This window comes from Streptomyces sp. NBC_00310 (assembly GCF_036208085.1).
Lineage (GTDB): Bacteria > Actinomycetota > Actinomycetes > Streptomycetales > Streptomycetaceae > Streptomyces.
Window position 1 is genome coordinate 10,119,626 of the sequence record NZ_CP130714.1, and the last position, 25,965, is coordinate 10,145,590.

Consider the following 25,965-nt stretch of genomic DNA (forward strand, 5'->3'; position numbering starts at 1 on the left):
GACGGGAGGACGGCCGTGGTCCCGGTCCACTTGGGGGGAACTGGACTTGGAGCGGAGTCGACCTCGACCGCGCTCTACCCCATCGCCGCGACGATCCCGTCCCAGAAGCGTGACCTGGCCTCCAACGCCAGCGTCGCCGTCTCCACGGCCTCCTGCCACCGCGCGTCCTCGCCCCCGCACAGATCCGCCACCATGGCCATCGCCATCGGCGTGTGCTCCTCCCCGTCCACCTCGATGTGCCGCGCGAGATAGTCGCAGAACAACGGGAACCGCTCCGTGCCCTCCTTCTTGATCACCTGGTCGAACATGTCCGGGATGAGGTCCTCCCGGGAGAACGCGAAGGCGGCGGCCCGGCAGTGCAGCGGCCGTTCCCCGATGATCTCGAAGGTCGTACGGACGAACTCAGCGGCGGGACCCGGCACTTGGGCGACGCGCAGCGCCGCCGGCACCTCGTGTCCCTCGCCGATGAGCCCGAGGAACGTGTCGAGCCGGGAGGTGTCCGCCCCGGCCTCGCCCATGCCCGACCGGTACAGCTCGAAGTGACTGGTGAACCCGCCGTTGAGCTCGTCGCTCTCCTCGACCAGCACGATGTCGTTGATGAGCCGTCGGCTGACCTCGGACCCGCGCGGCACCCAGGGGACGTCCACACAGGTCAGGTCCCGCTGGAGGGACTTGAGGAGGGACATGAAGTCCCACACCGCGAATACGTGGTGCTCCATGAACACCGCCATATCGGTGCGGCTTTCGATACGCTGGTAGATCGGGTGTGCGGTGACTTCTTTCCGTGCGGGTTCGATCGCTGAGCGCGCCCGGTCGATTCCCTCGTGGTTCATATCCCAGTCGTACCTGGACATGAGTCTCCTTCACTTTCATGCCAATTCCCCCGGACCCTGTAGGTGATGGTGCGCCTGTTTCGCGTGCCCGGGCAAGCGCTTCCGGGAATTACCGGAAGTTACTCCGGCGTACTCCTCGACAGAGTCGACCAAGGCGGCCGAAAGGTCGCCATAGGTGTACGATCCGGACACCTTGAAAAACTTCGTTGAAGGTTTGAACGGGGCCCGGTGCCTTCGCGTATTCGACGGTGTGAGCAGGAATCCCGTTACCGTCACCGTCGCGTACCACGTGGTGCCGGGGCGTGAGGCCGACTTCCATTCCTGGGGGTGGGCCGCGCTGCGTACGAGTGCGCAGCAGCCGGGTTTTCTGGGGGGTGGCGTACTCGTCGACGGAGAGGCGGAGTGGCATGTGGTCTACCGCTTCGACAGCGAGGATTCGGCTCGGACCTGGGAGAACTCCGTGGTCTGGGCCCAGTGGTCGGCCCGCGTCGATGGACTGGCCCGGGAGACCGGCCGCCGGAGCATCGTGGGGTCCAAGGCCTGGTTCGACTCCCAGACCTCCCGGGCCCCGGCGCCGGCCGCCCCCCCGGGGCCACCCCCGAAATGGAAACTGTGGTTGGTGAATATGAGTGCGGTCTTCCCGCCCGTGCTCTTATTCAACCTTGCGATACTTCCCTATCTCAACGACCTGAATCCGCTTTTCCGTACACTTCTGCTGTGTCTGTCCGTGACAGCCATCGTCACCTGGATTCTCATGCCGAGACTCCAGCGATTCCTGAAGAAATGGCTGTACCCGCCGCTGCAGGCGCTGCGCGGCCGGCACAAACGACGGACCGCCTAGGTCCGAGAACGATCAGAGGGGGGTGGGCGGGTGAAGACCCTGCTCATCGACAATTATGATTCGTACACGTACAACCTGTTCCAGCTGATCGCCGAGGTCAACGGCGAGGAGCCGGTGGTGGTGCTGAACGACGCTCCGGTCGGCGACATTCCGGAGCTGCGGGAATTCGACAACGTGGTGGTGTCGCCGGGACCCGGCCACCCCTCGGAAACGCGTGACTTCGGAATCGCCGCCCGGGTGATCGCCGAGGCGGAGATCCCCGTACTGGGCGTCTGCCTGGGCCATCAGGGCATCGCCGTGGGGGAGCGGGCCGATGTCGAGCCCGCCCCGTGGCCGCGCCACGGGCACCTGTCCACGGTCCGGCACGACGGGCGCGACCTGTTCCACGGCCTGCCGCAGAACTTCACGGTCGTCCGCTACCACTCGTTGTCCGTGCGCGAGCCGCTGCCGCCGACCCTGGAGGCCACCGCCTGGTCCGAGGACGGCGTCCTGATGGGCCTGCGCCACCGCGAACGGCCGCTGTGGGGCGTCCAGTTCCACCCCGAGTCGATCCTCACCGACCACGGCCACCGTCTGCTGATCAACTTCCGCAACCTCACGGCGGAACGGGCCGGCAGCCCGCGGACCAAGAACACCGCGGTCGCCCCCGTCGCCGGTACGAACCACACCGCGGCAACCCCTCTGACCGGCGCGATCCCCCGCCCCCGGCGGGCCCCCGGGTCCGCCTACCGGCTGCACACCCGCCGGATCGCCGGCGCCGTCGACGCCGAGGCAGCCTTCACGCGCATGTACGCCGACGCGCCGCACGCGTTCTGGCTGGACAGCTCCCGCGTCGAGCCCGGCCTGTCACGGTTCTCGTTCTTCGGCGACGGCAGCGGTCCGCTCGCCGAGGTCGTCCGCTACGACGTCGACAGCGGCCTGTGCGAGATCGAACGGGCGGGGCGGCCCACCCGCCGGGTCCAGGCGAGCGTCTTCGACTATCTGAAGCGTCAGCTCGCCAGCCGCAAGGTCGACGCGACGGGCCTGCCCTTCGACTTCACCGGCGGCTACGTCGGCTACTTCGGCTACGAGCTCAAGGCCGACACCGGCTCCCCGAACCGGCACCAGGCCGAAACCCCGGACGCCACCTGGCTGTTCGCGGACCGGCTGATCGCCGTGGACCACGAGGAGGGACTCACCTACGCGGTCTGCCTGTCCGAGGACACCCCCGCGGCGTCCCGCGAGGCCGGCGACTGGCTCGACACCGCGCTGGCCCAGCTGACCTTCGTCGCCTCGGACGCCACGGTCCCCCTGCGGCCGGCCACCCCGCCCTACCCGCGTGCCGCCGAGCCCTGGCTCGTCCGCGACCGCGCCACCTACCTCGCCGACATCGAGGCCTGCAAGGCGGAGCTGAACGCGGGCACGAGCTACGAGGTCTGTCTGACCAACGCGGCCCGGTTACCCGCGCCGTACGACCCGTACGACTTCTACCGGGTGCTGCGCCGCATCAACCCGGCCCCGTACGCCGCCTTCCTCAGGTTCGGCGACCTCGACATCGCGAGCTCGTCCCCCGAGCGCTTCCTGCGGATCACCCGCGACGGCGTCGCCGAGGCGAAGCCCATCAAGGGCACCGCACCCCGGGGGAGCACCCCGGAGGAGGACGACCGGCTGCGGGACGAACTGGCGGCGGACGCCAAGACCCGCGCCGAGAACCTGATGATCGTCGACCTGCTCCGCAACGACCTCGGCCGGGTCTCCCGGACCGGCTCCGTCAAGGTCACGCGTCTGATGGCCACCGAGACCTACGCCACCGTGCACCAACTGGTCTCCACCGTCGAGGGCAGACTGCGCGAGGGCACCGACGCCGTCGACTGCGTCCGGGCCTGCTTCCCCGGCGGGTCGATGACCGGGGCGCCCAAGATCCGCACGATGGAGATCATCGACTCGCTGGAGACCGAGGCGCGGGGCGTGTACTCGGGGGCCCTCGGCTACCTCGGGTGCAGCGGCGGCGCGGACCTGAACATCGTCATCCGTACCGCCGTGTTCCAGGGCGGCCGTATGCATCTGGGCGCGGGCGGCGCGATCGTCCTCGACTCCGATCCGGCCGCCGAGTACGACGAGATGCTGCTGAAGACCGCGGCACTGATGCGGGCCCACCGGGAACACGCCTCCGCCCCGGCCGTCACCGAGGAGCCGACGCGATGACGATCACGACGACATTCCAGCCCACCCGGCTCCACGCCGACGCCGGCGCCCCGGGCAACCTCGCGGCCCATCTCGCGGCCCTCGTCGAGCGGCGCGGCTGGGCCGACCGGCCGGCCTTCCACCAGGGCCACCGGGCCTACTCCCACGGCGAGGTCCACGACCTCGCGGCCCGCGCCGCCACCGTCCTCACCGACCACGGCGTCCGCCCCGGCGACCGCGTCCTGCTCGCCCTCCCGGACTCCGTCACCTGGGTCACCACCTTCCTCGCCCTCGCCCGCCTGGGCGCGGTGGCGGTCCTGGTCAACCCCGAACTCACCCCACCCGAACTCCAGTTCATGGCGGAGGACACGGAGGCGGTCCTGTGGGTGACGGGACCGGGGCTGGACAGCTACATCCCGTCGCCCCGCAAGGGACGCGAGGAACTCCGCGACCGGCCACGCCCGGCCCGCGGCGGTGCCACGGCCCCGACCCGGCGCCTCGGGTCCGACCAGCTGATCGCCCTGAGCACCACGGCGGCCCCCACCACGCACGCCCACCCGGTCGACGCCCACAGCCCCCTGTACATCCAGTACACCTCGGGAACGACCGGCCGCCCCAAGGGCGTCGTGCACGTCCACGGCGACCCCAAGACGTACCACGACCTCATCGGCCGCCGACTGCTCCGCGTCACCCCGGACGACGTCACGCTCTCCGTCTCCCGGCTGTACTTCGCCTACGGCTTCGGCAACGCCCTCGTCTTCCCGCTCTTCTCCGGCTCCTCCGCCGTCCTCGCCGACCGCCGTCCCACCCCCGCGGCGGTCGACGAGCTCGTCGCCCGCCACCGCGTGACCCTCCTCTACTCGGTGCCGTCGGCGTACGCCGCCCTCGTCGCCGACCGAGCAGGCGGCCACGAGGGCTGCTTCGCCTCGGTGCGCGCGGCCGTGTCCGCCGGCGAGGGCATGCCCGCCGGACTCGGCGAGCAGGTCACCGAACTGCTCGGCGCCCCCGTCCTCGAACAGATCGGCTCCACCGAGGCCGGCCACGCCTTCTGCGCCAACGGCTTCGACCACAACCACCCCGGCACGGTCGGCCGCCCCGTCCCCGGCTTCGAGGTCGAACTCCGCGACCGCTCGGGTGCGCAGGTCACGGACGGCGAGGCGGGCGAACTCTGGGTGCGCGGCCCGACGGTGACCCCCGGCTACCTCAACCGGCCCGAGGAGACCGAGCGCACCCTCGTCGGCGGCTGGCTCAACACCCGGGACCGGGCCGTCCGCGAACCCGACGGCACCTACCGGCATCTGGGCCGGGCCGACGACATGGAGATGGTCGGCGGCATCACCGTCTCCCCGCTGGAGGTGGAGGCGCTGCTGCGCACCCACCCCGGGGTCCGGGACGTCGCCGTCGCGGCCGTCACCGACGAGCGCGGAGCCAGCAGGCTACGGGCCTTCGTCATCCCCGTCCCGCCCATCGGGGTGGGCCTGGAGGCCGAACTGATCTGCATGGCCCGCGGCAGGCTCGCCGCCTTCAAGGTCCCCCGCAGCGTCAGCTTCGTGCCCACGCTGCCCCGCACCGCGACCGGCAAGCTCCGCCGGCACCTCGTCCGCCAAGGGGCGTGGTGAGCCATGGCCGACACCCTCACCCCCGCAGAAAGGTCCGGTCCCATGCGAGACCAGCTTCAGGCCGATCGGCAGCCCGCCCTCGCCGGCCGTGGGTTCTACCTGGGTTCGATGTTCACCGAGGCCGCCCGACGTCACGGCCATGTCTTCGTCACCCTGGACCGGCCGCTCGACGTCGACCCCGGCCTCGGGACCGACCTCTCCTACACCACCCTCGCCGACGTGGTCGACGAACTCTCCGGCCGCCTCTGGGAAGCGGGCGTCCGCCCCTCCGAGGAAGTGGTCGTCCACAAGACGGACAACGTCGACATCGTGCTGCTGACCTGCGCGGTCTCCCGTATCGGCGCCGTCCCCGTCCTGCTGTCGCCCGGACTCGCGGGCCCGGTGGTCGGACAGCTCCTCGAACGCCTCCACCGGCCCTGGCTGATCACCGACCGGGCGAAGCTCGACGGCCCCCTGAAGGACGTCGAACTCACCGGCCTCGTACGGAGCACGCTCTCGGTCGACGACGCCCCCGGCGCCGAACCGCTGCAGAAGTACGCGGGCGCCCCGACCCCGGCCGCCGTCCGCCTCCACCCCCGCGACCCCTCCCTCATCACCCACAGCTCGGGCACCACCGGCCTCCCCAAGCTGGCCGTGCACTGCCCGAACACCATGTGGAACCGGCTCGTCCCGCAGAAGGCCATGGGCTGGCCCACGCGCGGCGAGACGGCCGCCCTGCACATGTCGTTCGTGCACTCGCGCTTCTACCACCTGCTCGGCGTCCTGCTGCACTTCGGCAGCCCGCTGGTCCTGATCACCGACCCGGAACCGTCGAACGTGGGCCCGCTGCTGGCGCGCCACCGCCCCGGCATCGTCGAGACCCACCCCAACACCTTCGTGCTGTGGGAGGAGTTGGCCGACGCGCCCGGAGCACCCCTGTCCCGCGTCCGCTCGTACGGGTCCACCTTCGACGCCATCCACCCGCGCACCGTGCAGCGGCTCCTCGACGCGTCCGAGCGGCGCTCACCGTGGCTCATCCAGTTGTACGGGCAGAGCGAGACGGGGCCGGTCGCCTTCCAGTGGTTCACCCGTCGCAGCGCCGCCCGCGCGGACGGCCGCCGGGTCGGCATCGGCATCCCCGGGTTCACCCGCGTCCGGGTGGCCGACGACGCCGGGCGGAAGGTCGCCCCCGGCACCGCCGGCCGGATCGAGGCCCGCACCCGGGGCCGCATCCTCACCTACCTCGGCGCCCGGGAGCGCTATCTGCGCCAACTCGACGGCGGCTGGTGGCAGATGGGCGACATGGGCTACCAGAGCCGCTGGGGGGCGCTGTACCTCATCGACCGGGAGATCGACCAGATCGACTCCGTGCACAGCAACCTGGAGGTGGAGGACACCCTGATGTCCCGCCTGGAGGAGCTGCGCGAGGTCGTCATCGTGCCCGGCGTCGACCGCGAACCCGTCCCCGTGGTGTGCGTACGCGGCGAACGGCCCCTGGACCTGCGGCGCTGGCACGAGGCCACGGCCGACCTGCCCACCATGGCCGAGCCCCGGCAGTGGCGGTTCGAGGAACTGCCGATGACCTCCACCTGGAAGGTCAAGCGCGTCGAGATCACCCGCATGCTCACCGAAAGCACCCGCGCATGACCACCCCCGTCCCCGTCCCCGTCCTCGTCGTGGGCGCCGGCCCCGTGGGCCTCTCCGCCGCCCTCGCCCTGCGCGCCCACGACCTCCCCGTCCGCCTGCTCGAAGCCGATCCCGAGAGCCGCGAACGCCCCGGCAGCCGCGCCCTGTTCGTGCATCGCGAGACCCTGGAGCTCCTGGAGGGGATCCGGCCGGGGCTCGCGGGCGAGATCGCCGCGTACGGCCGGACCTGGCACACCAGACGCACCCTGTACCGGGGCCGCGAGGTCTACGCCCGCACCTTCCCGCCGCCCACCGGCACCCCGCCCTTCACCAGCCTCCGCCAGGTCGACACCGAGCGCTTCCTGCTCGCCGCCTGCCGGGACGCCGGCGTGGAGTTCGTGTGGGACGCGCGCATCACCGGCGTACGGACCGACCCGGACGGAGTGACCCTCACCGGCGAGGGCGGCCGTACCTGGACGGGCCCCCACGTGGTGGCCGCCGACGGCGCCCGCTCGGCCGTACGGCGCGAACTGGGCATCCCGCTGGAGGGCACCCACGGCGAGGGCTTCCACGTCGTCGCGGACATCGCCGACATCCCCGGCGCCGAACTGCCCCTGGAGCGGGTCTTCCACTACGAACATCCGGGCCTCGGCGGCCGCAGCGTCATGCGGGTGCCCTTCACCGGCGGCTTCCAGCTCGACCTGCAGTGCCGGGACGACGACGCGACGGAGGAGTTCGGCACCCGGGAGGCCGTACGGCGCTGGCTGCCGGAGGTCGTCGGCGACGGGTACGCCGAGCGCGTCCTGTGGGTGTCCACCTACCGCTTCCTGCGCAAGGTCGCCGCCGTGTTCACCGACCCGCACCGCCGGGTGCTGCTGGCCGGCGAGGCGGCCCATCTCTTCCCGCCGTTCGGGGCGCGCGGGATGAACAGCGGCATCGCGGACGCGGTCGCCGCGGCCCGCGCGATCGCCGACGGCACGCCCGAGGCGGCCGACTCCTTCGCCGAGGTCCGGCGCTCTGCGGGCCTGTTCAACAGCGCCGCCGCCGGCACGGCCCTGGACCATCTGCGGCCCCGGCGCCGTATCGTCCGCGTCAAGCAGCGGGCGGCGGCGGCCCTCGCTCCCGTGGTGCCGCGCTGCGGCGCCTGGCTGGAGCACGCGCCCTACGGGCCCCGGCACGGCTCCCCGGCCGTCGCGGGCCGCAAGTACTGACCCGAAGACCGACAGGAGCACCGAGTGACACAACCCGCCATCGCGGAAGGTCTGCTGACCTGGTCACCCGAACACGGCCTCGTCCCCGGCCAGGCACAGGGCGGACGCCTCCTCGTCGCGGACTCGTGGCTGCTGCGCGAGGGACGGGTGCGCGGTTTCGACCGGCACCGCGAACGGTTTCTGCGGTCCTGCGGCGAGTGCGGCGCACCACCCCTGGCCCAGGTCGTCGACTTCTGGCAGGACATGACCCGCGCCCTGCCGCGCACGGGGGAGTGGTTCCCCCGGGTCGAACTCGCCTCCGGGTCACTGGAGCTGAGGCTCCTGCTGCGCCCCGCGCCGCCCCGCACGGCCGAGGTCCGGGTGTGGGCGGCCGGCCAGCCCGATCCGCGTACCGTTCCCCGCCGCAAGGGGCCGGACCTGGACGCCCTGGCCCGCGTACGCAGACGGGCGTCCGGCGCCGACGCCGACGAGGCCGTGCTCATCGCGCCCTCCGGCCTGGTGCTGGAGGCCGCCAACTCCAGCCTGTTGTGGTGGGAGGACGACACCCTCTGCCTGCCGCCGCCCCGCCTGCCCCTCCTCGCCGGAGTGACCATGGCGCTCGTCCAGGAGCGGGCCGCCCGCACCGGCGTCCGGGTGGCCCATCGCGAACGCTCCCTCGCGGAGCTGGACGGCCGCGAGGTGTGGCTGATCAACGCCCTCCACGGCATCCGCCCGGTCGTCGCCTGGACCGGCCGCCCGATGAGCGCGGGTCCGGCCGTCCACGCCCCGGAATGGCGGAAATGGCTGGACGGGCTCATGGAGCCACTGCCGGACCACTGAATTCACCATGATATAAGGGCGCGCAGAAGCGCCGGGCCGAAGTGATTTCGGCCCGGCGCCAAAAGTCGTTCTTGAATTACCGGAGAAGGCGGCTCTGGGAGTTCCGGACTACTTCTGGACGGGCTGATAGGCGCCCGGGACCATCCGGGTCGCGATGGCGATCCGGTTGTACGCGTTGATCACGGTGGCCGCCCAGATCAGCGCCGCGACCTGCTCCTCGTCGAACACCTCGGCGGCCGCCGCGTAGACGTCGTCGGGCACGTGGCCGTCGTGGACCAGGGTCACGGCCTCGGTCAACGCCAGGGCGGCGCGCTCGCGGGCGGTGAAGAAGGGGGTCTCGCGCCAGGCGCTGAGCGCGTAGATCCGCTGCTCGGTCTCGCCCTGCGCGCGGGCGTCCTTGGTGTGCATGTCCAGACAGAACGCGCAGCCGTTGATCTGCGAGGCGCGAATTCTGATCAGTTCGAGGATCTCGGGCTCGACCTTCGCGTCCCGGGCCGCGGAAACGGCGGCGCCGTGCAGGGAGCCCATCGCTCCGGACACATCGGGGGTGATTTTCTTGAGGGCCACACGAGATATGGAATCGCTGTTGCTCATGGGGAGAACTCTATATCCGAATTCCCGGCTGTGTAACTGTTTCGTCTCGACGCGAGCTTTCCCACAACCGTTGTCCCCCTATCGGCTGTCTAGGCAGGCAGGACCAGTGGAGCGCGCGAAAGGGAAGGCCCGCCATGGGGGACATAGGCAGAAGAGGCGCAGTCGCACTCACCATCACCGGACTGCTGACACCGCTCACGCTCGCGTGGGGCACCGCGCCCGCGCAGGCGGCGAGTTGTACGACGTCGACGGGGCCGTACCAGAAGCAGGTGGAGAAGTTCCTCGGCCGGCCGGTCGACGGCAAGCAGTCCACCGCCGACTGCAAGGCCATCAGGGCCTTCCAGACCAAGCACGGCATCACGCCGAACATCGGCTACGCGGGATCCGTCACCTGGGGCGTGATGGACCTGATGAACAAGCAGAAGGCCGTCGGCAAGAACCCCAACAAGGCCGGCAAGTGCCCGACCAACAAGGGCCGCATCGCCTGTGTGAACCTGACCCTCCAGCTGACCTGGATCCAGGACGGCAAGAAGCTCGTCTACGGGCCCGTGCCGGTCCGCACCGGCCGCGACGGCTACGAGACCCGCACCGGACTGAAGCAGATCTACTGGCGGAACATCGACCACGTCTCGTCGATCTACCACGTGCCGATGCCCTACAGCCAGTTCTTCGACGGCGGCCAGGCCTTCCACTCCGTCGGCGTCAGCATGTGGAACCCGCCCGGCTCCCACGGCTGCGTCAACATGACCAGGACCGACGCCAAGAAGTACTGGTCGCTGCTGAAGAAGGGCGACGACGTCTACGTGTACGGCCGCAAGCCGGGCACCTGACAGGCGGTCGGGAGCCCGGCCCGGCGACGACGGTGAAACGTCACGCCTCGGGCGCGTCCCCGAAGTCCGGGATCTCCAGCCGCACCCCACCCTGCCGCGCCGACTCGTGCGCGACGATGCCCGGCAGGGTGTAGCGGGCCGCCACCCAGGCGTTCACCGACGGCAGTGTCCGGGTGTTGACGGCGGTCACGAAGTCGTCCACCAGGAAGTGGTGGCTGCCCTCGTGCCCGTTGTGCAGCTCGTCGAACTCCCGCGGCAGCCGCGCCCGGTCGTGCACCGGCGCCGACCCGGAGGTGAAGGCGGCCCGCAGATCCGGCGCGATGTGCTGGAGCGAGGGATCGTCCGGGGACAGGGTGGGCTTGGGCGCAAGGAGTTCGCTGATGTCCTCGACCCCCTTCTTGTCCTGCCAGAACGCCACGGTGGCGAGCTGTTCCATGCTGGCGTCCGTGCCGAAGAACCGGAAACGCGACTCCCGGATCTGCGAGGGGTAGCCGACCCGCCGGAACTCGTTCGTACGGAACGAACCGCCGCCCGCGACCTCGAAGAGCGCGGTCGCGTTGGAGAAGTCGTTGCCGAACTGGCTGACGTCCTTGTCGAACACGCCGTCCCCGCGCCCGTCCACGACCCCGATCGCCGACACGCTCACCGCGTGCGTCTGCCAGGCGCCCAGCACCCCGCCCACCGAGTGCGTCGGATACAGCAGCGGGGGATAGCTGGCGGTCTGCTTCCAGTTCTCGCCGCCGCTGTACTGGTAGGCCTCGTAGAACCCGAGGTCCATGTCGTGGACGTAGTCGCCCTCGGCGTAGAAGATCCGCCCGAACGCGCCCTTGGCGATCTGGTTGCGGGCGTGCACGGTCGCCGGGTTGTACTGGCTGGTCTCACCCATCATGTACGTCAGCCCGGTCGCCCTGACCGCGTCGATGATCGCCGCTATCTCGTCGGCGGTGATCGCCATGGGGACCGCGGAGTACACGTGCTTGCCGGCGCCCAGGCCCTGGAGCACCAGCGGCCCGTGGGTCCATCGCTGGGTGAAGATCGCGACCGCGTCGACCGCCGGCGACTCCAGCATCGCCTCGTACGACGGGAAGGTGCCGGCCAGCCCCTGGGCGGCCGCGAGTTCTTCGGCCCGCTCGGGCAGCAGGTCCGTGACATAGACGTCGCCGACGCCTGGGTGGGCCTGGAACAGCGTGGCGAACTGGCCGGAGAACTGGCCGGCGCCGACGATGCCGAGGGAGAACGTCATGGAGGGAATGTCCTTCGCTGGTCGAGTGACGGGTCGAGTGACGGGTCGGGGTCCGGCCGCGGTCACTGGTCGAGAATGAGGTTGATCTGGTCGTTGGTGTCGTCGAGGCCGCTCACCGGAGCGCCGTTGCCGTAGATGTCCTCCATCGCGGGCTGCATGAGCGCGGTGACGTCCGCGGCGTAGTTGGTGATCGGGTAGGAGAAGGTCCGGAAGTTCTCCTTGTCGGCCACCGGTTCGGTGAAGGCCGAGACGTCGAGGCCCTTCTTCTCGTACGCGGCGACGGCGGCCTCGGTGCCGGCCGGGGTGGCCGGGAAGACGACCCCGTACCGGCCCACGACGGTCTGGCAGGCGTCGGAGGCCAGATACGCCACCCACTTCCGGGCGCCCGGCTTGTTCTCGGAGGCCTTGGTGATGGAGTCGGCGAGGCCGTTCATCATGGTGGCGCGCTCGCCGGTGGGGCCGGCCGGGGTGACGGCCGTGCCGATGTCCCTGCCCTTGAAGCCGTCGTAGGTGGAGATCATCCAGGCGCCGTCGAAGGTGACGGCGGCCTTGCCCGCGGCGATCTGGGTGTTGGCCTGGTTGGACTGGACGTTGTAGTCGGCGAAGGGAACCATGTAACCCTTCTCCGCCAGCCCGAAGTACCACTTGACCACGGACTGGAAGGTCTCGCTGTCGTACTGGTACTGCGTGCCCCAGCGCGCCTTGTCCGTGTAGCTCCACCCGGCCGAGCCGGTGAAGGGGCTCCACTGGGTCTGCCCGTCGGCGTACCCGCCGCCGTTGCTGGCCAGGCCGTACACCTTGACGTCGTGCTTGTCGAAGCCGGGCTCGTCGCCCCGCCTGCCCCTGCCGTCGACGGTGAGATGGGCGATGGCCTTCTCGAAGCTGCCGCCGTCCTCCGGGTTCCAGGAGAGGTCGTTGAGTTCGTCGGCGCTCAGACCGGCCTCCTTCACCCTCTCCTTGTCGTAGAAGAGCGCGACGGTGTCCCAGTCCTTCGGGGCGCCGTAGCGGTGCCCGTCCTGGCCGATCCAGTTGGCGGCGAGCCCCGGCTGGTAGTCGGAGTCCTCGATGCCCAGGTCGTCGAGCGGTTCGAGTACCCGCAGATCGGCGAACTGGCCGAACTTCTGGATGTGGTCGGTGAACACGTCCGGCTGGGTGCCCGCGATGAACCCGGCGGTGAGCTTGGTCCAGTAGTCGCTCCACCCCAACTGGGTGATCTTCACCTTCAGTCCGGGGTTCTCCTGCTCGAATCCCTTCGCGCAGGCCTGGTAGGCGGGCAACTGGTTGGCGTCCCACAGCCAGTACGTCACCGTGTTCGAGGAGGCCCCGGTGCCGTCGCCCTGGGCGCAGCCGGTGACCAGGGACAGCGTCAGCGCTCCGGCCCATGCGGTCAGCGTACGAAGTCGCATCAGAGTTTCCTCACTTGATCCCGGTGAAGCCGATGGAGCTGACGATGCGGCGGGCGGAAGCGGCGAAGAGCACCAGCATCGGCAGCGCGGCGATCAGCGTCGCCGCCGTGAGCCCCGACCAGTCCACGCCGGTCGCCGGGGTCTGCGCCCGGAAGATCGCCAGCGCCACCGTCAGCACCCGGGAGCCGTCGCTGTAACTGACCATCAGCGGCCAGAAGTAGTCGTTCCAGGAGGTGATGTACGTCAGCACGGACAGGGTGAGGATGGGGGTGGACGCCATCGGCAGGATCACCCGGAAGAAGATCCTGACCTTCCCGGCCCCGTCGAGCAGCGCCGCCTCCTCGACCTCGTGGGGGATGTTCATGAAGAACTGCCGGAGGAAGAAGACCGCGAACGGCGTCATGAAGAGGCTGGGCAGCGCGATGCCGAGCAGCGAGTCCACCAGGTGCAGTTGCTTGATGAGCACGAAGTTCGGCAGCAGGGTGAAGATGGTCGGCACCATCAGCCCGGCCAGGAACAGCCCGAACACCTGGTCCCGGCCGCGCCAGCGCAGCCGTGCGAAGGCGTACGCGGCCATCGCGGAGAAGAAGATCTGACAGCCGGTGATCAGCGTCGACACGATCACCGAGTTGAGCAGATACCGCCAGAAGTCCAGCCCGCCGCCGGCCCCGCCCTGTGCGATCGCCTCCTCGGCGGACTGCAGACCGAGGGCCCGTTCGAAGCCGCTGCCGGTGAGATCGACGGGCAGCGGGTTCGCGGGGTCCGCGTTGAGCCCGGCGTTGGAGGAGAGCGCGGTGCGCAGGATCCAGTAGAACGGCAGCAGGGTGATGAGCACGATCAGACCCATCACGGTCCAGGCGGCGGCCCGCCCGACGGAGAACCCGCGCCTCACCGGCCGAACGGCCGGAGTCGGTGTCGGTGTCGAAGCCGGTGGCGTCGAAGTGGTCGTCACGGCAGCCATGTCGGTGTCTCCCTTCCGTCAGCCGAGGTCGCTCTGGCCGGCCCTGGTGAGCCGGTACTGCAGGACGGTGATCGCGCTGAGCACGACCAGCAGGGCGACGGACATCGCCGAGGCGTAGCCGAACTGGAAGCGGCCGAAGGCGGAGCCGTAGATGTAGAACTGCAGGACGTTCGTGGCGTTCGCGGGACCGCCCGCCGTGGTCACCGCCACGGTGTCGAACACCTGGAACGAACCGATCACCGTCATGATCAGCACCACCGCCAGCACCGGACGCAGCAGGGGCATGGTGACCCGCCAGAACATCCGCCACTCGCTCGCGCCGTCCACCCGGGCCGCCTCGTACACGTCGTTCGGTATCGCCTGGAGCCCGGCGAAGAGGAGCAGCGCGGTGTAGCCGACGTGCCGCCACACGTTGATCAGGGCGATCGTGGGGATGGCCCAGGTCTCGTCGGCGAGGAAGGGGACGCGGTCCACACCGAGGGCGCCGATGATCTCGTTGCCTATGCCGAGCTGGGTGTCGAGGATCCACAGCCAGACCAGACCGGCGACCACGTTCGACATCAGATAGGGCGTGAGGACGATGCCGCGCAGCAGGGCCGACTGGGTCAGCCGCTGGAGGAGCACGGCGATGGCGAGCGCGGCGACCGTCTGCACAGCGATGTTGAGAACCACGTACTCGACCGTGACCGTCAACGAGTCCCAGAAAATGGGGTCGTTGACCATCCGGACGTAGTTGTCGAGGCCCACCCACTCGGCCGGGGTGAGCAGGTTGAAGCGGGTGAAGCTCAGATAGATGCCGCGCAGCGTCGGCCAGAGCAGGAACACCAGGAAGCCGAGCATCGCCGGGGCGATGAAGACGGCGGCCAGGACGCCGTCGCCTCGCCTGCGGAACGGTGGACTGCTGGAGGCGATGGTCATCGGTGCTCCCTCATCGGCGGCGGTGCCTCAGACTCAGGCCACTTACTTTTGCTGCGAAAGAATTGTGGCGTCAAGAGGCGTGCGGACATGTTTTTTGGGGAGCGACGATGGGGCTAGAGTGAGCTTGTTATTTCCGTGACGGAAGAAACGTGGTGTGGGAGTCTGACCCCTATGACCGCACTCGCTGCCAGCTGGCTGCCGCTCAGTCCCGGGGAACGCGCGGTGGCGATCGAGGTGTTGGTGCACGGCCCGCTCTCGCGCACGGACCTCGCCCGGCGGCTCGGCCTGTCCGCGGGCAGCCTCACCCGGCTGACCAAACCGCTGATCGAGTCGGGGCTGCTGATCGAGACCGCAGAGGGAGCCGCGCTCCCCGAGGTCCGTCAAGGGCGCCCCTCGCAGCCGCTGGACATCGTCGCCGAGTCCCGTTCCTTCATCGGCTTCAAGATCACCGACGACATGGTGTACGGCGTGGTCACCACGCTCCGGAGCGAGATCGTCACCCGCTACGACCGCCCGCTCACCACGCACGAGCCGGAGCGGGTCGCCGATCTGCTCGCCGAGATGGCCGCCGAGCTCGCGCGCTCGCACCCCTCCCTCGCCGGTATCGGCATCGGGGTCGGCGGTCTGGTCCGGCGCCGCGCGGTGGTCGGGGAGTCACCCTTCCTGTCGTGGCGTGACGTCCCGCTGGCCGAACTCGTCGAGGAGCGCACCGGGTTGCCGGTGATCGTCGAGAACGACGTCGCCGCGCTCGTCGAGGCCGAGACCTGGTTCGGCGCGGGGCGCGGCCTCGACCGGTTCGTCGTCCTCACCATCGGCGCGGGCGTCGGCTACGGGCTCGTCCTGGGCGGCAAGCGGGTGGCGTACGCGGAGGAGGACCGGGGGTTCGGCCGCCACTGGATCGTGGACCCCGCCGGCCCGCTCACCCCCGACGGGGAGCGCGGCAGCGCCGTCTCACTGTTGAGCATCCCCAGCATCCGGTACCAGGTCCAGGCGGCGACCGGCCGCGAGGTGACGTACGAGGAGATCCTGGCCGGTGCGGCCGAGGGGGAGCCGATGTGTGCGCGGGTCGTCGGGGAGGCGGGGCGGGCACTGGGGACGCTGGTGGCCCAGATCGCCAACTTCGTGATGCCGCAGAAGATCCTGCTCGCGGGGGAGGGGGTCGGGCTGATGGGGGTGGCGGGGGAGGCCGTGGACGCGGCCGTCCGGGCTCATCGGCATCCGCTGGCCGCGCCCGTCCCGCTGGAGACGAAGGTGTCCGACTTCCACGACTGGGCGCGCGGGGCGGCCGTGCTGGCCATTCAGATCCTCGTGCTCGGAACCGTGGAGCCGTAAACGCAGAGTGATCAGCTTCACGGTCCGTAATGTCGGAAGTGGCACCTTTACTCACATCGGCTTCACGTTCGAGGACATATGGTTTACACCATGTCCACTCCCCCTGATGTCGTCCTGGAAAGATCGGAAGTACCGACGAGAACGGCCGCCGAGGTCAACGAGGAGATCCGGGCGCTCTGGTTCCGGAGCGGTGGGACGTTGAACAGGGAGCAGCGGAGCGAGTACGAGCGCCTCGTCCTCGAGTGGGCCGCCGCCTCGTAGCCTTATCGGTATCGGTATCGGTATCGGTATCGGTATCGGCTGCGGGCCGGTGGAGCCCGGGCCGGTGCGGGACGCTCGCGCGGCTCTCCGCGCCCCTTCGTGGGCGCGCCCGGCGGGCGCGCCCGATCATGGGTCCCTCTCAGCTCCAGGTCTGTGAGTACTGGCGGCGGTATGCCTGCCTGTCCTGTTCCGTGCGGATGAAGCGGGTGGCCGCCAGGGCGACCATGCTGCCCGCGATGACCAGAAGGCCCGGGCCGACGTTGCGGGGGTCGGCGAGGCGGTCGAGGAGGTCGGAGGCGACACCGATGGACTCGACGGGCTCCACGGAGCCCGGTTCGACCGAGCCGGGGGCGGCGCCCTGGGCGTCCTCGTCCTCGGAGCCGTCCGCCGCGGCGGACGGCTGGGCGGCGGACTGGGGCACGCCGTTCAGCTGGACACCGAGGTCGTCGAGGGCGTCGGACAGCGGCTGGAAGAACGTCGTACCGCCCTCGTCGCAGTCGCCGTTGCCGCCCGAGGTCACCCCCAGGGCCACGCCCTCCGAGAACATCGGGCCGCCGCTGTCGCCCGGCTCGGCGCAGACCGTGGTCTCGATGAGGCCGCTGACCGTGCCCTCGGGGTAGTTGACCGTGGCGTCGAGGCCGGTCACCTCGCCGTTGCGGAAGCCGCTGGTGCTGCCGCTGCGGAAGACCCGCTGGCCGACCGCCGCCTCGCCGACCGAGGTGATGCGCACCCCGCGGCCGTCGCCGACCGAGACGACGTTGGTCTTGTTGCTCGGCGCGTCCTGGAGGTACTGGACGAGCGAGAAGTCACCGCCGGGGAAGTTCGACTCGGTTGTCCGGCCGATCTCCTGCTGCCCCTGGTTGTCCGCGAACCAGACGGAACCGGTGGGACCGCAGTGCCCGGCGGTCAGCATGAAGTCGTTCTCGCCGTCGGTCACGTTGAAGCCGATCGAACAGCGGCCGCCCGTGCCGAAGATGGGCTGGGCGCCGTTGAGCCGCATCGTGTACGTGCCCTCGGTGCGCTCCATCCGCACGGACCCGCCGATCTCCTCGGCGAGGTCGGTCAGGCTCGCCCAGTCCTTCTTGGAGACCGTGCTGTCGGCCCGCACCACGACCTCGTTCGAGGCGGGATCGACGGCCCAGGAGGTGCCCGACACCCGGGGCGCCGAACGCAGCGCCTCCGTGGCGGACTTCAGGTCCTCGCCGCTGTACTCGACCATCTTGGGGCGGGCACCCGCTTGCTTGACCTCGGCCGCCGCCTTCTCGTCGGTGACCGCGACGACCGGGCTGCCGTCATCGGCTATCCAGGTGCCCGCCGTGCGCTCGGAGCCGAGCTCGGTCACCAGACCGTTCCCGGTGCCCGATGCGGCCAGCACCGCACTGCGGGTCGCGGGCGGGGTGACGGCGGGTTCGGTCGCCATCGCCGCCTGGGTGACCATCAGGGCTCCGCAGATCAGTCCACCGGCGGCCGTCAGCCGCGCCACCCGCTTCACGACTCGTCGTCGTGCGTGCCTCATTACCTGGCTCCCGAACCCCGTCCGACACGGTGTCAACACCGCCAGGGCGTCCGGTCCTTGAGCGCCCTCCTTCCATACGTGCCGCGGTCGGCACATGTTCACCAGAGCGCGTCGACGTATCCCAACGTCCGGTTCATGGCGATCGCACGTGTGTTGGCCGGATGGTGGACCGTGCGGACGGTGCTCACCCCGCAGATGCCGGCGAACCCGATGCCGAACGTCTTCATGGCCACCGAGATGCCCCGGCCCCGGTGAGCGGCCCGTACCCCGGTCATCTCGTTGAACACGAACCCGGACCGCCGTCGGTCCGAAGTGGCCGCCATACCGATCCACCTGTCGCCGTCGAGGGCCAGCACCACACCGCGCGGATCGTAGGCGGGCACCTCGAAGCGGAGCCGGTGGTACTCGTCGTACTCGAAGAAGGCGCCGCGCCCCGGGATGTCCGCCGAGCACTCCTTGTTGAGTTCATGCAACGCCCGGCGGTGCTCCGGGGTGTCTCCGAGCTCGGAGAGGGTCGTCAGCCGGACGCCGGAGGTACGGCACTTGTCGACGTACGGCTGGAAACGTGCCAGGTCGAAGTCGGTGACGTCCAGTTGGAGCCGGACCCAGTCGATCGCCATCAGCGCTTGCCTCCCACTCCGCAGTACATGGCCACTTCCGCCGGTTCCCCGGAGAGGCACCCGTCGGCGAGGTCCGGGCGCCAGCGGGAGCACGAGACGACACCGGGGTCCAGCAGGTCCAGCCCGTCGAAGAACCGGGCGACCGCCTCCGGCGTGCGCTGGGTGAGCCGAGGGGTGCCGTGCGCGTTCCACCACTCGACGGCGGCGTCCACCTCGGGCAGGTCCGGACCGGTGATCGTGTGCGAGAGCACCAGATGGCTGCCGGCGGGCAGCGCGTCGACGAGCCGGCGCACGATGCCGTACGGGTCCTCGTCGTCCCCGATGAAGATCACCACGCCGAGCAGCATCACCGCGACCGGCCGGGTCAGGTCGAGGGTCCTGGCGGCGTGTTCGAGGATCGAGTCGACGTTGCGCAGATCCTCGTCGACGTGGTCCGTACGCCCCTCGGACGTGCTCGTCAGCAGGGCGCGGGCGTGCGCCAGGACCAGCGGGTCGTTGTCGACGTAGACGATCCGGGACTCCGGCGCGATCCGCTGCGCCACCTCGTGGGTGTTCTCCGCCGTCGGCAGCCCCGTGCCGATGTCCAGGAACTGCCGGATACCCACGTCGGTGACCAGATGCCGGACGGCCCGCCCGAGGAACAGCCGGTCCGCGCGGGCGTAGTCCCCGATGCTCGGATGAAGTCGGCGTATCTCGTCCCCGGCCTGCCGGTCGACCTCGTAGTAGTCCCCGCCGCCCAGCCAGTAGTTCCAGATCCGCGCCGCCGTCGGCCGTGTGGTGACGATGCGGCCGCTCAGCGACGAGGAGGGGAAGTCCGAGGCTGCCGGGTTGTCCGTCACGGCATCGACTCCTGGATCTTCGGTGAAGGTGTTGTCGTCCAACGGGCAATGTAGACCCGCCGGTTGGCCTTTGCCGACACTTCGGCGATCTTCACAGGGCTCAGGTTCGATCCAGGTTTCCCGGGCGCCGGACAGCGATCGTCAAGACCTCTCTACCAATCAGTAACTCGGAGGTGGTCTTTCGGCCATCAATGGGCATGACCATGACGAGTGCGGCGAAGGTTCCAGTGACCTCGCCGCTTTGACATGAGAAAAAAGGGGACGAACATGACAGCAAGCGGTGTGGGACGCCGCATCACGACGGTCACCGCGGTGGCCGTGCTGGGCCTGGGTGCGTCGATGACCGCGGCGGTTCCGGCCGCCGCGGCGCCGAGCGAGGCCGCGGTCGCGGCCGCCGCCGAGGTGGACTACGCGACCTGGCAGACGGACGTGAAGGCCGTCGTCGACACGGCCACGCCCTACATACAGCAGCGCACCGCGAACTCCTCGGGGAAGAAGCTCGCCATCGTCTTCGACATCGACAACACGACGCTGGAGACGCACTACACGCCCTGGTACCAGCTGCCGACCCCCGCGCTGAAGCCCTCCCTGGCGCTGGCCAAGTACGCCAAGTCCCGTGGGGTCGCCGTCTTCTTCGTCACCGCCCGGCCGGGCATCATCGAGAGCGTCACCGAGTGGAACCTGGAGACCGTCGGCTACCCCGTCGACGGCCTCTACGTGCGTGACCTGCCCGACCTGTTCGCCGAGGTCTCCGCCTACAAGACCGCCTCGCGCGCGGACATCGAGTCCGACGGCTACACGATCATCGCCAACGTCGGCAACAACACCACCGACCTCGTCGGCGGCCACGCCGAGCGCACCTACAAGCTGCCCGACTACGACGGGCTGCTCGACTGACGCCGCTCCACCGTTCGGTCCTGTGTGCACGGCCGCCGGTCCCCGCCGACGGCCGTACACCTAGACTCCCGCCATGGCCGACGACACCTCGCTCGACGCGCTCGGCGCGGGCAAGTACCTGCTGATCACCACCTACCGCAAGAACGGCACCACCGTCCCGACACCGGTGTGGGTGGTGCGGGACGGGGACGCGCTCGGCATCTGGACGGTCGCGGACTCCTGGAAGGTCAAGCGCATCCGGAACCGCGCCGACGTCCTCGTCGGCCCCTGCGATGTGCGCGGCAACCCCACCGGCGACTCCGTCCCCGCCCGTGCCGAGATCCTCGACAGCGCCGGCTCCGCCGCCTACCGCAGGCTCATCGCCCGCAAGTACGGCGTCCTCGGCCGCCTCACCCTCCTCGGCAGCCGCCTGCGCCGGGGCGCCGACGGCACGATCGGCATCCGCGTCACATTGACGAAGTGAGCGCCCGTCAGGCGTAGAACGGCCCCGGTGCCGTCCAGGTCGTCCTGCCGAAGACATTCGGGTCGTCGATGCTGATCTTCACGTCGGTGACCTTCAGGCCGTACTGGGTCGCCGTCGTACCCTCCGGGCAATTCACTTCCACCGGCGGGAAGTTGACGAAGAAGGGCGGGCCGAAGTCCTGGTCGGGATAGCTCCTGAACTGGGTCAGGAGCCAGTTGCTGTCCGGCTGGTAGTACACCGGCGACAAGGGCTGCTGTTCCGTGCGGACGACGAAGCTCGTGCTGTGGTCGAAGGTGCCGTCGGGCAGCAGACAGCCGAAGGTGCGGGCCGTGTCCGCGTGCGCGCCGAAGTAGCCGCCGGCGCTGCTCAGCCCGGCGAGATAGCCGGGCTGGTCGCGGACGTCATGCAGGGTGACGCCGAGCGCGAAGCCGCCGCAGCCCGGCGTCGCGTAGTACTCGTGGTACCGCAACAGGCACTGGCGGTCGCCGTAGGAGGCGGTGGGGTCCGGGTTGTAGGGCTGGGGCACGACGGTCCGGTGGAACACGACGGTGGCCGAGATGCCGCCCTGGGAGGGTGCCGGGATCTCGACCGTGGTGTCGGCCTGTGCCGACCCCGGCCCGGCGAGGACCAGGCCGGCCCCCGCGAGCAAGGCGACGGCCAGTCGCGCCAGCAGTGCGCGCACGCTTCTCATATGTCGGATGTCCCCCCTCGTGCACCGGGTGCACGCTCACTCGAACAGTGACATGGGCACGCTACCGGCACAGAGGGAGCTCACCCGGCAAACACCCCAACCCTCACAAACGGAACGCGGGTCCCTTGGCACTCCGGGCGGACCGTCGTCAACGGTCGCCCGCGTGCCCCGTCCGCCACGCCCATGCCGCGATCTCCACCCGGTTCCGGGCGGCGAGCTTCAGCTGGATGCTGCCGAGGTGGGTCTTGACCGTGGAGAGGGAGACGAACATCGCGGCGGCGATCTCGGCGTTGGTGCGGCCCAGCGCGACCAGACGGACGACGTCGAGTTCCCGGTCGGTCAGCGGCTCCTGGGGGCGCGCGGCCTCGGGGCCGGGGGCGGCCTCCTTCTCCGCCGTGACGTGCTTGAGGAGCCGGACCGTCACCGACGGCGACACCAGGGAGTCGCCCACCGCCGCCGCCCGTACGGCCTCGGCCAGCAGGGTCGGCCCGGAGTCCTTGAGCAGGAACCCGCAGGCACCGCCGCGCAACGCCCCGTAGACGTACTCGTCGAGGTCGAACGTGGTCACCACGACCACCCGCAGCGGATCGGCCACCCCCGGACCGGCCAGCAGCCGGGTCGCCTCCAGGCCGTCCAGCCTCGGCATACGGATGTCCAGCAGACACACGTCGGGCCGCACCTCGCGGGCCAGCCGCACGGCCGTCTCGCCGTCGGCGGCCTCGGCGACCACGGTGATGTCCGGCTGCGCGTCGAGGAAGAAGCGGAAGCCGGTGCGGACCATGTCCTGGTCGTCGGCGATCAGGACCCGGATCGGGCGGCGGTCGTTCATGGGCGCATCATGCCTGAGGAAGAAGGAGGGAGAAGGAGGGAGGAGGGGGGGGCTCGATGAGGGTGTGTCAGTCGGGGTCCTGCGCGCGCTCCGCCGTCACCTTCCGCAGCAGCGGCCTGCTCCCGGCGAGCGCCGCGAACATGGTGACCGTGCCGAGGCCGACACAGAGGGCGAGCCGCACGGCCCCCGACGCGTCCGGCTCCAGGTGGAACATCTCGTTGACCTTCGTCGCGGCGTAGACCCCGGTCGCCGTCGTACCGCCGGCGAGGACCACCAGGGGCAGCGCGGTCTCCCGCATCCGCGCACGGTCCAGCACCTTCAGCGGCGTACCGGCCAGCCGCAGCAGCCCGTACACCCGGCGCCGGTCGAGCACCGTGGCCGCCGCGGTGAGCCCGGCGGAGGCGGCGGCGACCAGGAACCCCAGGGCCAGGACCGCGAGCCCCATCTCGCCGATGAGCCGGGTCGTCGTGTCGCCCTCGGCGTTGACGTAGTCCTGGGTGAACGGCAGGTTCCCGGGGGAGAGGGAGGACAGCGCGGTCGACGCGGTGTCCACCTGCTCCTGGCCGCCGCGCACCCGGACCACGACGCCCTGGTCACCGTTCAGGATCCCGTCCCACGCGTCGGTGCCCGCCGTCCGCACAGTCGCGCGCACCTGGGCCTCGTCGAGCAACCGCCGTGCCTGTACGGCGAGTTCACGCGGGTTCCCGTGATCCGCGCGCACCGCCACCTGCCCCGGATAGGCATAGCCGACGATCCCGACCTGTCCGACGGTGAAGAACCCGGCGACGAGCCCCGCGAGGACCAGACCGCTGACCGTGCGCCAGGCGCCGCGCGGATCGTCACTGAGTCGGCGCGCGGCCAGCAGCGTCGCCGGGCGGCGCGCGAAGCGGCTCAGCAGCCGGCCCAGCATGTCGACGACCCAGGGACCGAGGGTCCAGAACGCCCCGTACACCAGGACGATCAGCGCGAGCGACTGACCGGTGCTCAGCCCGCCGCCATGGGCGGTCGTCGCCACGTACAGCCCGATGGCGACGAACAGCACCAGCCGGATCAGCTTCGTCCGGCGCGGATCGGCCTGCTGGGCCACGCCCAGCGGGGAGCGGGCCACCCCACGCAGCGTCGTCATGGCACTGACCGAGGTGAGCACGGCCACGAGCGCCACCACCGCGAGCAGCCGGGTCGGGCCGACCCACAGCTGTCCGGCGTACCAGGTGCCGATGCCGTACGGCACCCGCGCGAGGACCGGCACCAGCAGGATGTGGGCGACGGCGCCCAGGAAGCCGCCGGCCAGCCCCACCGCCGCCGACTCGACGCCGGTCATGGCCAGGATCTGCCGCGGGGTCGCTCCGGCCAGCCGCAGGGCCGCGAGCCGCTGCTCCCGGCGTGCGGCACCGAGGCGCCCGGCGGCCGAGGCCAGCACGACCACGGGAACGACGAGGAGTGCGCCGCCGAGCACCGATGCCTGCTGGTCGAAGGAGGTGAACACGCTCGGCCTGGTGCCGCTGAAGCCGTCCACGCCGGCGCGGGCGGCGAGGGTGTCCAGGGCGCTGCCCCGCGCCGCGTGGGTGATCGCGGGGTCGGTGGGGGTGCGGCCGACGACCGCGACCAGCTCCTCGGGGGCGGCGAGACCGGCTTCGCCGATCGTGCCGTAGTCGGTCTCGCCGGGGAAGCGGTCGGCGAGTCGCTCGGCGGGCAGCTCGCGCATCAGCTTCGCCAGGGCGGGGGAGAGGGAGGTGCGGCCCGGGGCCGGGAATCGGTCCAGGCCGGGTGGGGCGGGGGTGGTCGGTCGGTTCGGGAGCTGGGCCAGGGAGACGACGGTGACGGGGCGGTGGCCCACATACGTCGTGCCGAGGGTCTGGACGGCGGTGGCCCGCTGGGCCGGTACGGCGTCGGGGGTGCGCCAGGCCGTGCGGTCGGCTCGGGCGCCGGAGCCCAGGTAGGCGGCGAGGAGCGTCAGCAGGACCAGGGCGCCGGCCGCTGCCGCGCCGACGGACAGGAGGTGGCTCTGCAGACCACGCCGTCCGGAGGAGCGGGCCAGGTGCCAGGTCAAGGGGAGGACGGGGGAACGCATGCGTGTCTCCGGGGAACGGTCGGTGCCTGAGAGCTCGGTCGGATCGGTGGGAGGGCGGGTGTGGGCCGTTCGCGGCCGGTCGCGCGGGTCCCCGCGCACCTGTGCGGGCCGGGGCCACATGCCAGGTGTCAGGCGACCGTGTGCCGTCACCCAGGTGTCAGGCGACCGTGTGCCGGCTGTGGCCGATCACCCGGCCATCCCTCATCTGGAGGACGCGGTCGCAGTGGGCGGCCACGTCGGCGTCGTGGGTGACCATGACCAGACAGGCGCCCTGGTCGCGGGTGACCGAGGTGAGGAGGCGGATGACCTCCTCGCCGGTCGACTGGTCGAGGGCGCCGGTGGGCTCGTCGGCGAAGACGACGTCGGGTTCCACGGCGAGGGCGCGGGCGATGGCGACGCGCTGGGCCTGGCCGCCGGAGAGCTGGCCGGGGCGGCGCTGCTCCAGGCCCGCGAGGCCGAGCGGCGCGAACCAGTGGCGGGCCCGCCGCACGGCCTGGCGGCGGGGCACGCCCTCCAGCATCAGGGGGAGGGCGACGTTCTCCTCGGCGGGCAGTTCGGGCAGCAACTGGCCGAACTGGAAGACGAATCCGAAGCGCCTGCGGCGCAGGGCGCTGAGCTTGTTCTCGCCCCAGTGGTCGATGCGCTCCCAGCCTTCGGCCGGGGGGACCCCTTTCTCGCCTCGCTCGCCGCGCAGCAGCACCTGGCCGCCGTCGGGCCGGATGATGCCGGCGAGGGTGTGCAGGAGGGTCGACTTGCCCGAGCCGGACGGGCCCATGACGGCGAGGGACTCGCGCTCGGCGACCGCCACGTCCACGCCGGCCAGAGCCGTGATGGGGCCGTACTTCTTGATCAGGCCGTTGCCGGCCAGGACGGTGCTCATGAGGTGGTGACGGGTCCTTTCCGGTCGGACTAGGCGCGCTCGAACTTCCAGGTGACGCTGGAGGCGTCGGCCCTGACGACGGTGACGGGGATGGAGAGGTCCCTGCCGTCGCCGTCCTTCGCCGTGCACGTCACCTCGGTGCCGGCCACCGCCTTGAGGTCGGGGCACTTCAGGTCGGACGTCTCGCCGCCGATCCAGGGCAGCGGGCTGTACTTGGACGCGATGCGGCCGGCCGCGATGGTGCCGCTCAGCCCTTTCTCGCCGTCCACGGTCACGGCGCTGTACCGGTCGAGCCCGGTGGTCGACTCCGTACCGCTCATCGCGTAGGTGAGGGCTCCGCCGCCGGCGGCCACGGCCGCCAGCGCGACGCCGGTGATGAGGAGGGGTCTGCGTTCCATGAGGTGCTCCTGGCGCGAAGGGGTGGGGTTGCGGCACCCAACCTCTCCCGGCGGCGGGAGTGCCCGCCTCGGCCGAACGGCCAGGCTTACGGGTCGCCGGACGCGCTCCCTCAGCCGTACGGCCG

25 protein-coding genes are annotated in these 25,965 nt (G+C 70.6%); 11 read left to right on the top strand and 14 right to left on the bottom strand.

Annotated elements, in window-relative coordinates:
* Window positions 1-74: 74 nt before the first annotated feature.
* Window positions 75-854 (bottom strand): DUF3050 domain-containing protein, encoded by a 780-nt coding sequence (locus OG202_RS44135; RefSeq protein WP_328224553.1) that lies wholly within the window; start codon window positions 852-854, stop codon window positions 75-77.
* Window positions 855-1,047: 193 nt separating this feature from the next.
* On the opposite strand from OG202_RS44135, the gene OG202_RS44140 reads away from it, so the two are divergent.
* From OG202_RS44140 to OG202_RS44165, 6 genes are read left to right on the top strand one after another with little or no spacing between them, the layout of a single operon-like run.
* Window positions 1,048-1,674 carry an antibiotic biosynthesis monooxygenase gene (locus OG202_RS44140; protein ID WP_327732042.1) on the top strand — a complete coding sequence of 209 codons (627 nt, stop codon included), beginning with the start codon at window positions 1,048-1,050 and terminating at the stop codon, window positions 1,672-1,674.
* A gap of 30 nt (window positions 1,675-1,704) precedes the next feature.
* Entirely contained in the window at window positions 1,705-3,858 is a 2,154-nt protein-coding gene (pabB, locus tag OG202_RS44145; RefSeq protein WP_328224554.1) for an aminodeoxychorismate synthase component I, read from the top strand.
* Complete coding sequence (locus OG202_RS44150; protein WP_326574086.1) at window positions 3,855-5,456, top strand: benzoate-CoA ligase family protein; 1,602 nt, start codon at window positions 3,855-3,857, stop codon at window positions 5,454-5,456. The genes pabB and OG202_RS44150 overlap by 4 nt, the downstream gene beginning before the upstream one ends.
* A gap of 42 nt (window positions 5,457-5,498) precedes the next feature.
* Window positions 5,499-7,082, top strand: a complete 1,584-nt coding sequence (locus tag OG202_RS44155) for a class I adenylate-forming enzyme family protein (protein WP_326574085.1) — start codon at window positions 5,499-5,501, stop codon at window positions 7,080-7,082.
* Entirely contained in the window at window positions 7,079-8,272 is a 1,194-nt protein-coding gene (locus tag OG202_RS44160) for an FAD-dependent monooxygenase (protein WP_326574083.1), read from the top strand. Before OG202_RS44155 ends, OG202_RS44160 begins: the two co-directional genes overlap by 4 nt.
* Window positions 8,273-8,296: 24 nt before the next feature.
* Window positions 8,297-9,091 (top strand): aminotransferase class IV, encoded by a 795-nt coding sequence (locus OG202_RS44165; protein ID WP_327726448.1) that lies wholly within the window; start codon window positions 8,297-8,299, stop codon window positions 9,089-9,091.
* 108 nt (window positions 9,092-9,199) lie between these two features.
* On the opposite strand, the gene OG202_RS44170 is transcribed toward OG202_RS44165, so the two are convergent.
* Window positions 9,200-9,685, bottom strand: coding sequence for a carboxymuconolactone decarboxylase family protein (locus OG202_RS44170; RefSeq protein WP_327726447.1), 486 nt, complete (start codon window positions 9,683-9,685; stop codon window positions 9,200-9,202).
* A 134-nt stretch (window positions 9,686-9,819) separates the two neighbouring features.
* Between OG202_RS44170 and OG202_RS44175 the strand changes: the two genes are divergently transcribed.
* The gene (locus tag OG202_RS44175) at window positions 9,820-10,515 is read left to right on the top strand and encodes a L,D-transpeptidase family protein (protein ID WP_326574078.1); all 696 of its coding nucleotides are present in this window, start codon (window positions 9,820-9,822) and stop codon (window positions 10,513-10,515) included.
* A gap of 40 nt (window positions 10,516-10,555) precedes the next feature.
* Here the strand turns inward: OG202_RS44175 and OG202_RS44180 are convergent, their stop codons facing one another.
* The 4 genes from OG202_RS44180 to OG202_RS44195 all read right to left on the bottom strand — a co-directional run bounded on the left by OG202_RS44180 (window position 10,556) and on the right by OG202_RS44195 (window position 15,043).
* Window positions 10,556-11,758, bottom strand: coding sequence for a Gfo/Idh/MocA family protein (locus OG202_RS44180; RefSeq protein ID WP_328224555.1), 1,203 nt, complete (start codon window positions 11,756-11,758; stop codon window positions 10,556-10,558).
* Window positions 11,759-11,820: 62 nt separating this feature from the next.
* The gene (locus tag OG202_RS44185) at window positions 11,821-13,164 is read right to left on the bottom strand and encodes an ABC transporter substrate-binding protein (protein ID WP_328224556.1); all 1,344 of its coding nucleotides are present in this window, start codon (window positions 13,162-13,164) and stop codon (window positions 11,821-11,823) included.
* 10 nt (window positions 13,165-13,174) lie between these two features.
* Window positions 13,175-14,125, bottom strand: coding sequence for a carbohydrate ABC transporter permease (locus tag OG202_RS44190; RefSeq protein WP_327726444.1), 951 nt, complete (start codon window positions 14,123-14,125; stop codon window positions 13,175-13,177).
* 18 nt (window positions 14,126-14,143) lie between these two features.
* On the bottom strand, window positions 14,144-15,043 hold the full coding sequence (locus tag OG202_RS44195) for a carbohydrate ABC transporter permease (protein WP_326574071.1): 900 nt from the start codon (window positions 15,041-15,043) through the stop codon (window positions 14,144-14,146).
* Window positions 15,044-15,214: 171 nt separating this feature from the next.
* Here OG202_RS44195 and OG202_RS44200 point away from each other — a divergent pair, with 171 nt between their 5' ends.
* Complete coding sequence (locus tag OG202_RS44200; protein WP_326574070.1) at window positions 15,215-16,375, top strand: ROK family transcriptional regulator; 1,161 nt, start codon at window positions 15,215-15,217, stop codon at window positions 16,373-16,375.
* 78 nt (window positions 16,376-16,453) lie between these two features.
* Complete coding sequence (locus tag OG202_RS44205; RefSeq protein WP_326574069.1) at window positions 16,454-16,636, top strand: hypothetical protein; 183 nt, start codon at window positions 16,454-16,456, stop codon at window positions 16,634-16,636.
* 139 nt (window positions 16,637-16,775) lie between these two features.
* Here the strand turns inward: OG202_RS44205 and OG202_RS44210 are convergent, their stop codons facing one another.
* From OG202_RS44210 to OG202_RS44220, 3 genes are all read right to left on the bottom strand, one after another.
* A complete protein-coding gene (locus OG202_RS44210) occupies window positions 16,776-18,152 on the bottom strand; it encodes a S1 family peptidase (RefSeq protein ID WP_326574067.1) in 1,377 nt (458 codons plus the stop codon).
* A 98-nt stretch (window positions 18,153-18,250) separates the two neighbouring features.
* Window positions 18,251-18,772, bottom strand: coding sequence for a GNAT family N-acetyltransferase (locus OG202_RS44215; protein ID WP_326574065.1), 522 nt, complete (start codon window positions 18,770-18,772; stop codon window positions 18,251-18,253).
* Window positions 18,772-19,611, bottom strand: coding sequence for an SAM-dependent methyltransferase (locus tag OG202_RS44220; protein WP_326574063.1), 840 nt, complete (start codon window positions 19,609-19,611; stop codon window positions 18,772-18,774). The genes OG202_RS44215 and OG202_RS44220 overlap by 1 nt, the downstream gene beginning before the upstream one ends.
* A 267-nt stretch (window positions 19,612-19,878) precedes the next feature.
* Here OG202_RS44220 and OG202_RS44225 point away from each other — a divergent pair, with 267 nt between their 5' ends.
* Together OG202_RS44225 and OG202_RS44230 are read left to right on the top strand one after the other, a co-directional pair.
* Window positions 19,879-20,508 (top strand): HAD family acid phosphatase, encoded by a 630-nt coding sequence (locus OG202_RS44225; protein WP_326574061.1) that lies wholly within the window; start codon window positions 19,879-19,881, stop codon window positions 20,506-20,508.
* A 73-nt stretch (window positions 20,509-20,581) separates the two neighbouring features.
* A complete protein-coding gene (locus tag OG202_RS44230) occupies window positions 20,582-20,971 on the top strand; it encodes a PPOX class F420-dependent oxidoreductase (RefSeq protein WP_326574059.1) in 390 nt (129 codons plus the stop codon).
* Window positions 20,972-20,978: 7 nt separating this feature from the next.
* Here OG202_RS44230 and OG202_RS44235 read toward each other — a convergent pair whose 3' ends face one another.
* The 5 genes from OG202_RS44235 to OG202_RS44255 form a co-directional block, all read right to left on the bottom strand.
* Window positions 20,979-21,662 carry a hypothetical protein gene (locus OG202_RS44235; RefSeq protein WP_326574058.1) on the bottom strand — a complete coding sequence of 228 codons (684 nt, stop codon included), beginning with the start codon at window positions 21,660-21,662 and terminating at the stop codon, window positions 20,979-20,981.
* Between the two features lie 148 nt (window positions 21,663-21,810).
* On the bottom strand, window positions 21,811-22,491 hold the full coding sequence (locus OG202_RS44240) for a response regulator transcription factor (RefSeq protein WP_326574057.1): 681 nt from the start codon (window positions 22,489-22,491) through the stop codon (window positions 21,811-21,813).
* Between the two features lie 67 nt (window positions 22,492-22,558).
* Entirely contained in the window at window positions 22,559-24,562 is a 2,004-nt protein-coding gene (locus OG202_RS44245) for an FtsX-like permease family protein (RefSeq protein ID WP_326574056.1), read from the bottom strand.
* Between the two features lie 157 nt (window positions 24,563-24,719).
* The gene (locus tag OG202_RS44250; RefSeq protein ID WP_328224557.1) at window positions 24,720-25,442 is read right to left on the bottom strand and encodes an ABC transporter ATP-binding protein; all 723 of its coding nucleotides are present in this window, start codon (window positions 25,440-25,442) and stop codon (window positions 24,720-24,722) included.
* Between the two features lie 29 nt (window positions 25,443-25,471).
* Window positions 25,472-25,840 carry a hypothetical protein gene (locus tag OG202_RS44255; protein ID WP_326574052.1) on the bottom strand — a complete coding sequence of 123 codons (369 nt, stop codon included), beginning with the start codon at window positions 25,838-25,840 and terminating at the stop codon, window positions 25,472-25,474.
* Window positions 25,841-25,965 lie beyond the last annotated feature (125 nt).

What these genes read in the sequence shown, in the direction of transcription:
- OG202_RS44135 (WP_328224553.1), bottom strand. Translation starts at nt 854, where the DNA reads ATGTCCAGGTACGACTGGGATATGAACCACGAGGGAATCGACCGGGCG.
- OG202_RS44150 (WP_326574086.1), top strand. Translation starts at nt 3,855, where the DNA reads ATGACGATCACGACGACATTCCAGCCCACCCGGCTCCACGCCGACGCC.
- OG202_RS44155 (WP_326574085.1), top strand. Translation starts at nt 5,499, where the DNA reads ATGCGAGACCAGCTTCAGGCCGATCGGCAGCCCGCCCTCGCCGGCCGT.
- OG202_RS44160 (WP_326574083.1), top strand. Translation starts at nt 7,079, where the DNA reads ATGACCACCCCCGTCCCCGTCCCCGTCCTCGTCGTGGGCGCCGGCCCC.
- OG202_RS44170 (WP_327726447.1), bottom strand. Translation starts at nt 9,685, where the DNA reads ATGAGCAACAGCGATTCCATATCTCGTGTGGCCCTCAAGAAAATCACC.
- OG202_RS44175 (WP_326574078.1), top strand. Translation starts at nt 9,820, where the DNA reads ATGGGGGACATAGGCAGAAGAGGCGCAGTCGCACTCACCATCACCGGA.
- OG202_RS44180 (WP_328224555.1), bottom strand. Translation starts at nt 11,758, where the DNA reads ATGACGTTCTCCCTCGGCATCGTCGGCGCCGGCCAGTTCTCCGGCCAG.
- OG202_RS44185 (WP_328224556.1), bottom strand. Translation starts at nt 13,164, where the DNA reads ATGCGACTTCGTACGCTGACCGCATGGGCCGGAGCGCTGACGCTGTCC.
- OG202_RS44190 (WP_327726444.1), bottom strand. Translation starts at nt 14,125, where the DNA reads ATGGCTGCCGTGACGACCACTTCGACGCCACCGGCTTCGACACCGACA.
- OG202_RS44195 (WP_326574071.1), bottom strand. Translation starts at nt 15,043, where the DNA reads ATGACCATCGCCTCCAGCAGTCCACCGTTCCGCAGGCGAGGCGACGGC.
- OG202_RS44200 (WP_326574070.1), top strand. Translation starts at nt 15,215, where the DNA reads ATGACCGCACTCGCTGCCAGCTGGCTGCCGCTCAGTCCCGGGGAACGC.
- OG202_RS44205 (WP_326574069.1), top strand. Translation starts at nt 16,454, where the DNA reads ATGGTTTACACCATGTCCACTCCCCCTGATGTCGTCCTGGAAAGATCG.
- OG202_RS44210 (WP_326574067.1), bottom strand. Translation starts at nt 18,152, where the DNA reads ATGAGGCACGCACGACGACGAGTCGTGAAGCGGGTGGCGCGGCTGACG.
- OG202_RS44215 (WP_326574065.1), bottom strand. Translation starts at nt 18,772, where the DNA reads ATGGCGATCGACTGGGTCCGGCTCCAACTGGACGTCACCGACTTCGAC.
- OG202_RS44225 (WP_326574061.1), top strand. Translation starts at nt 19,879, where the DNA reads ATGACAGCAAGCGGTGTGGGACGCCGCATCACGACGGTCACCGCGGTG.
- OG202_RS44230 (WP_326574059.1), top strand. Translation starts at nt 20,582, where the DNA reads ATGGCCGACGACACCTCGCTCGACGCGCTCGGCGCGGGCAAGTACCTG.
- OG202_RS44235 (WP_326574058.1), bottom strand. Translation starts at nt 21,662, where the DNA reads ATGAGAAGCGTGCGCGCACTGCTGGCGCGACTGGCCGTCGCCTTGCTC.
- OG202_RS44240 (WP_326574057.1), bottom strand. Translation starts at nt 22,491, where the DNA reads ATGAACGACCGCCGCCCGATCCGGGTCCTGATCGCCGACGACCAGGAC.
- OG202_RS44245 (WP_326574056.1), bottom strand. Translation starts at nt 24,562, where the DNA reads ATGCGTTCCCCCGTCCTCCCCTTGACCTGGCACCTGGCCCGCTCCTCC.
- OG202_RS44250 (WP_328224557.1), bottom strand. Translation starts at nt 25,442, where the DNA reads ATGAGCACCGTCCTGGCCGGCAACGGCCTGATCAAGAAGTACGGCCCC.
- OG202_RS44255 (WP_326574052.1), bottom strand. Translation starts at nt 25,840, where the DNA reads ATGGAACGCAGACCCCTCCTCATCACCGGCGTCGCGCTGGCGGCCGTG.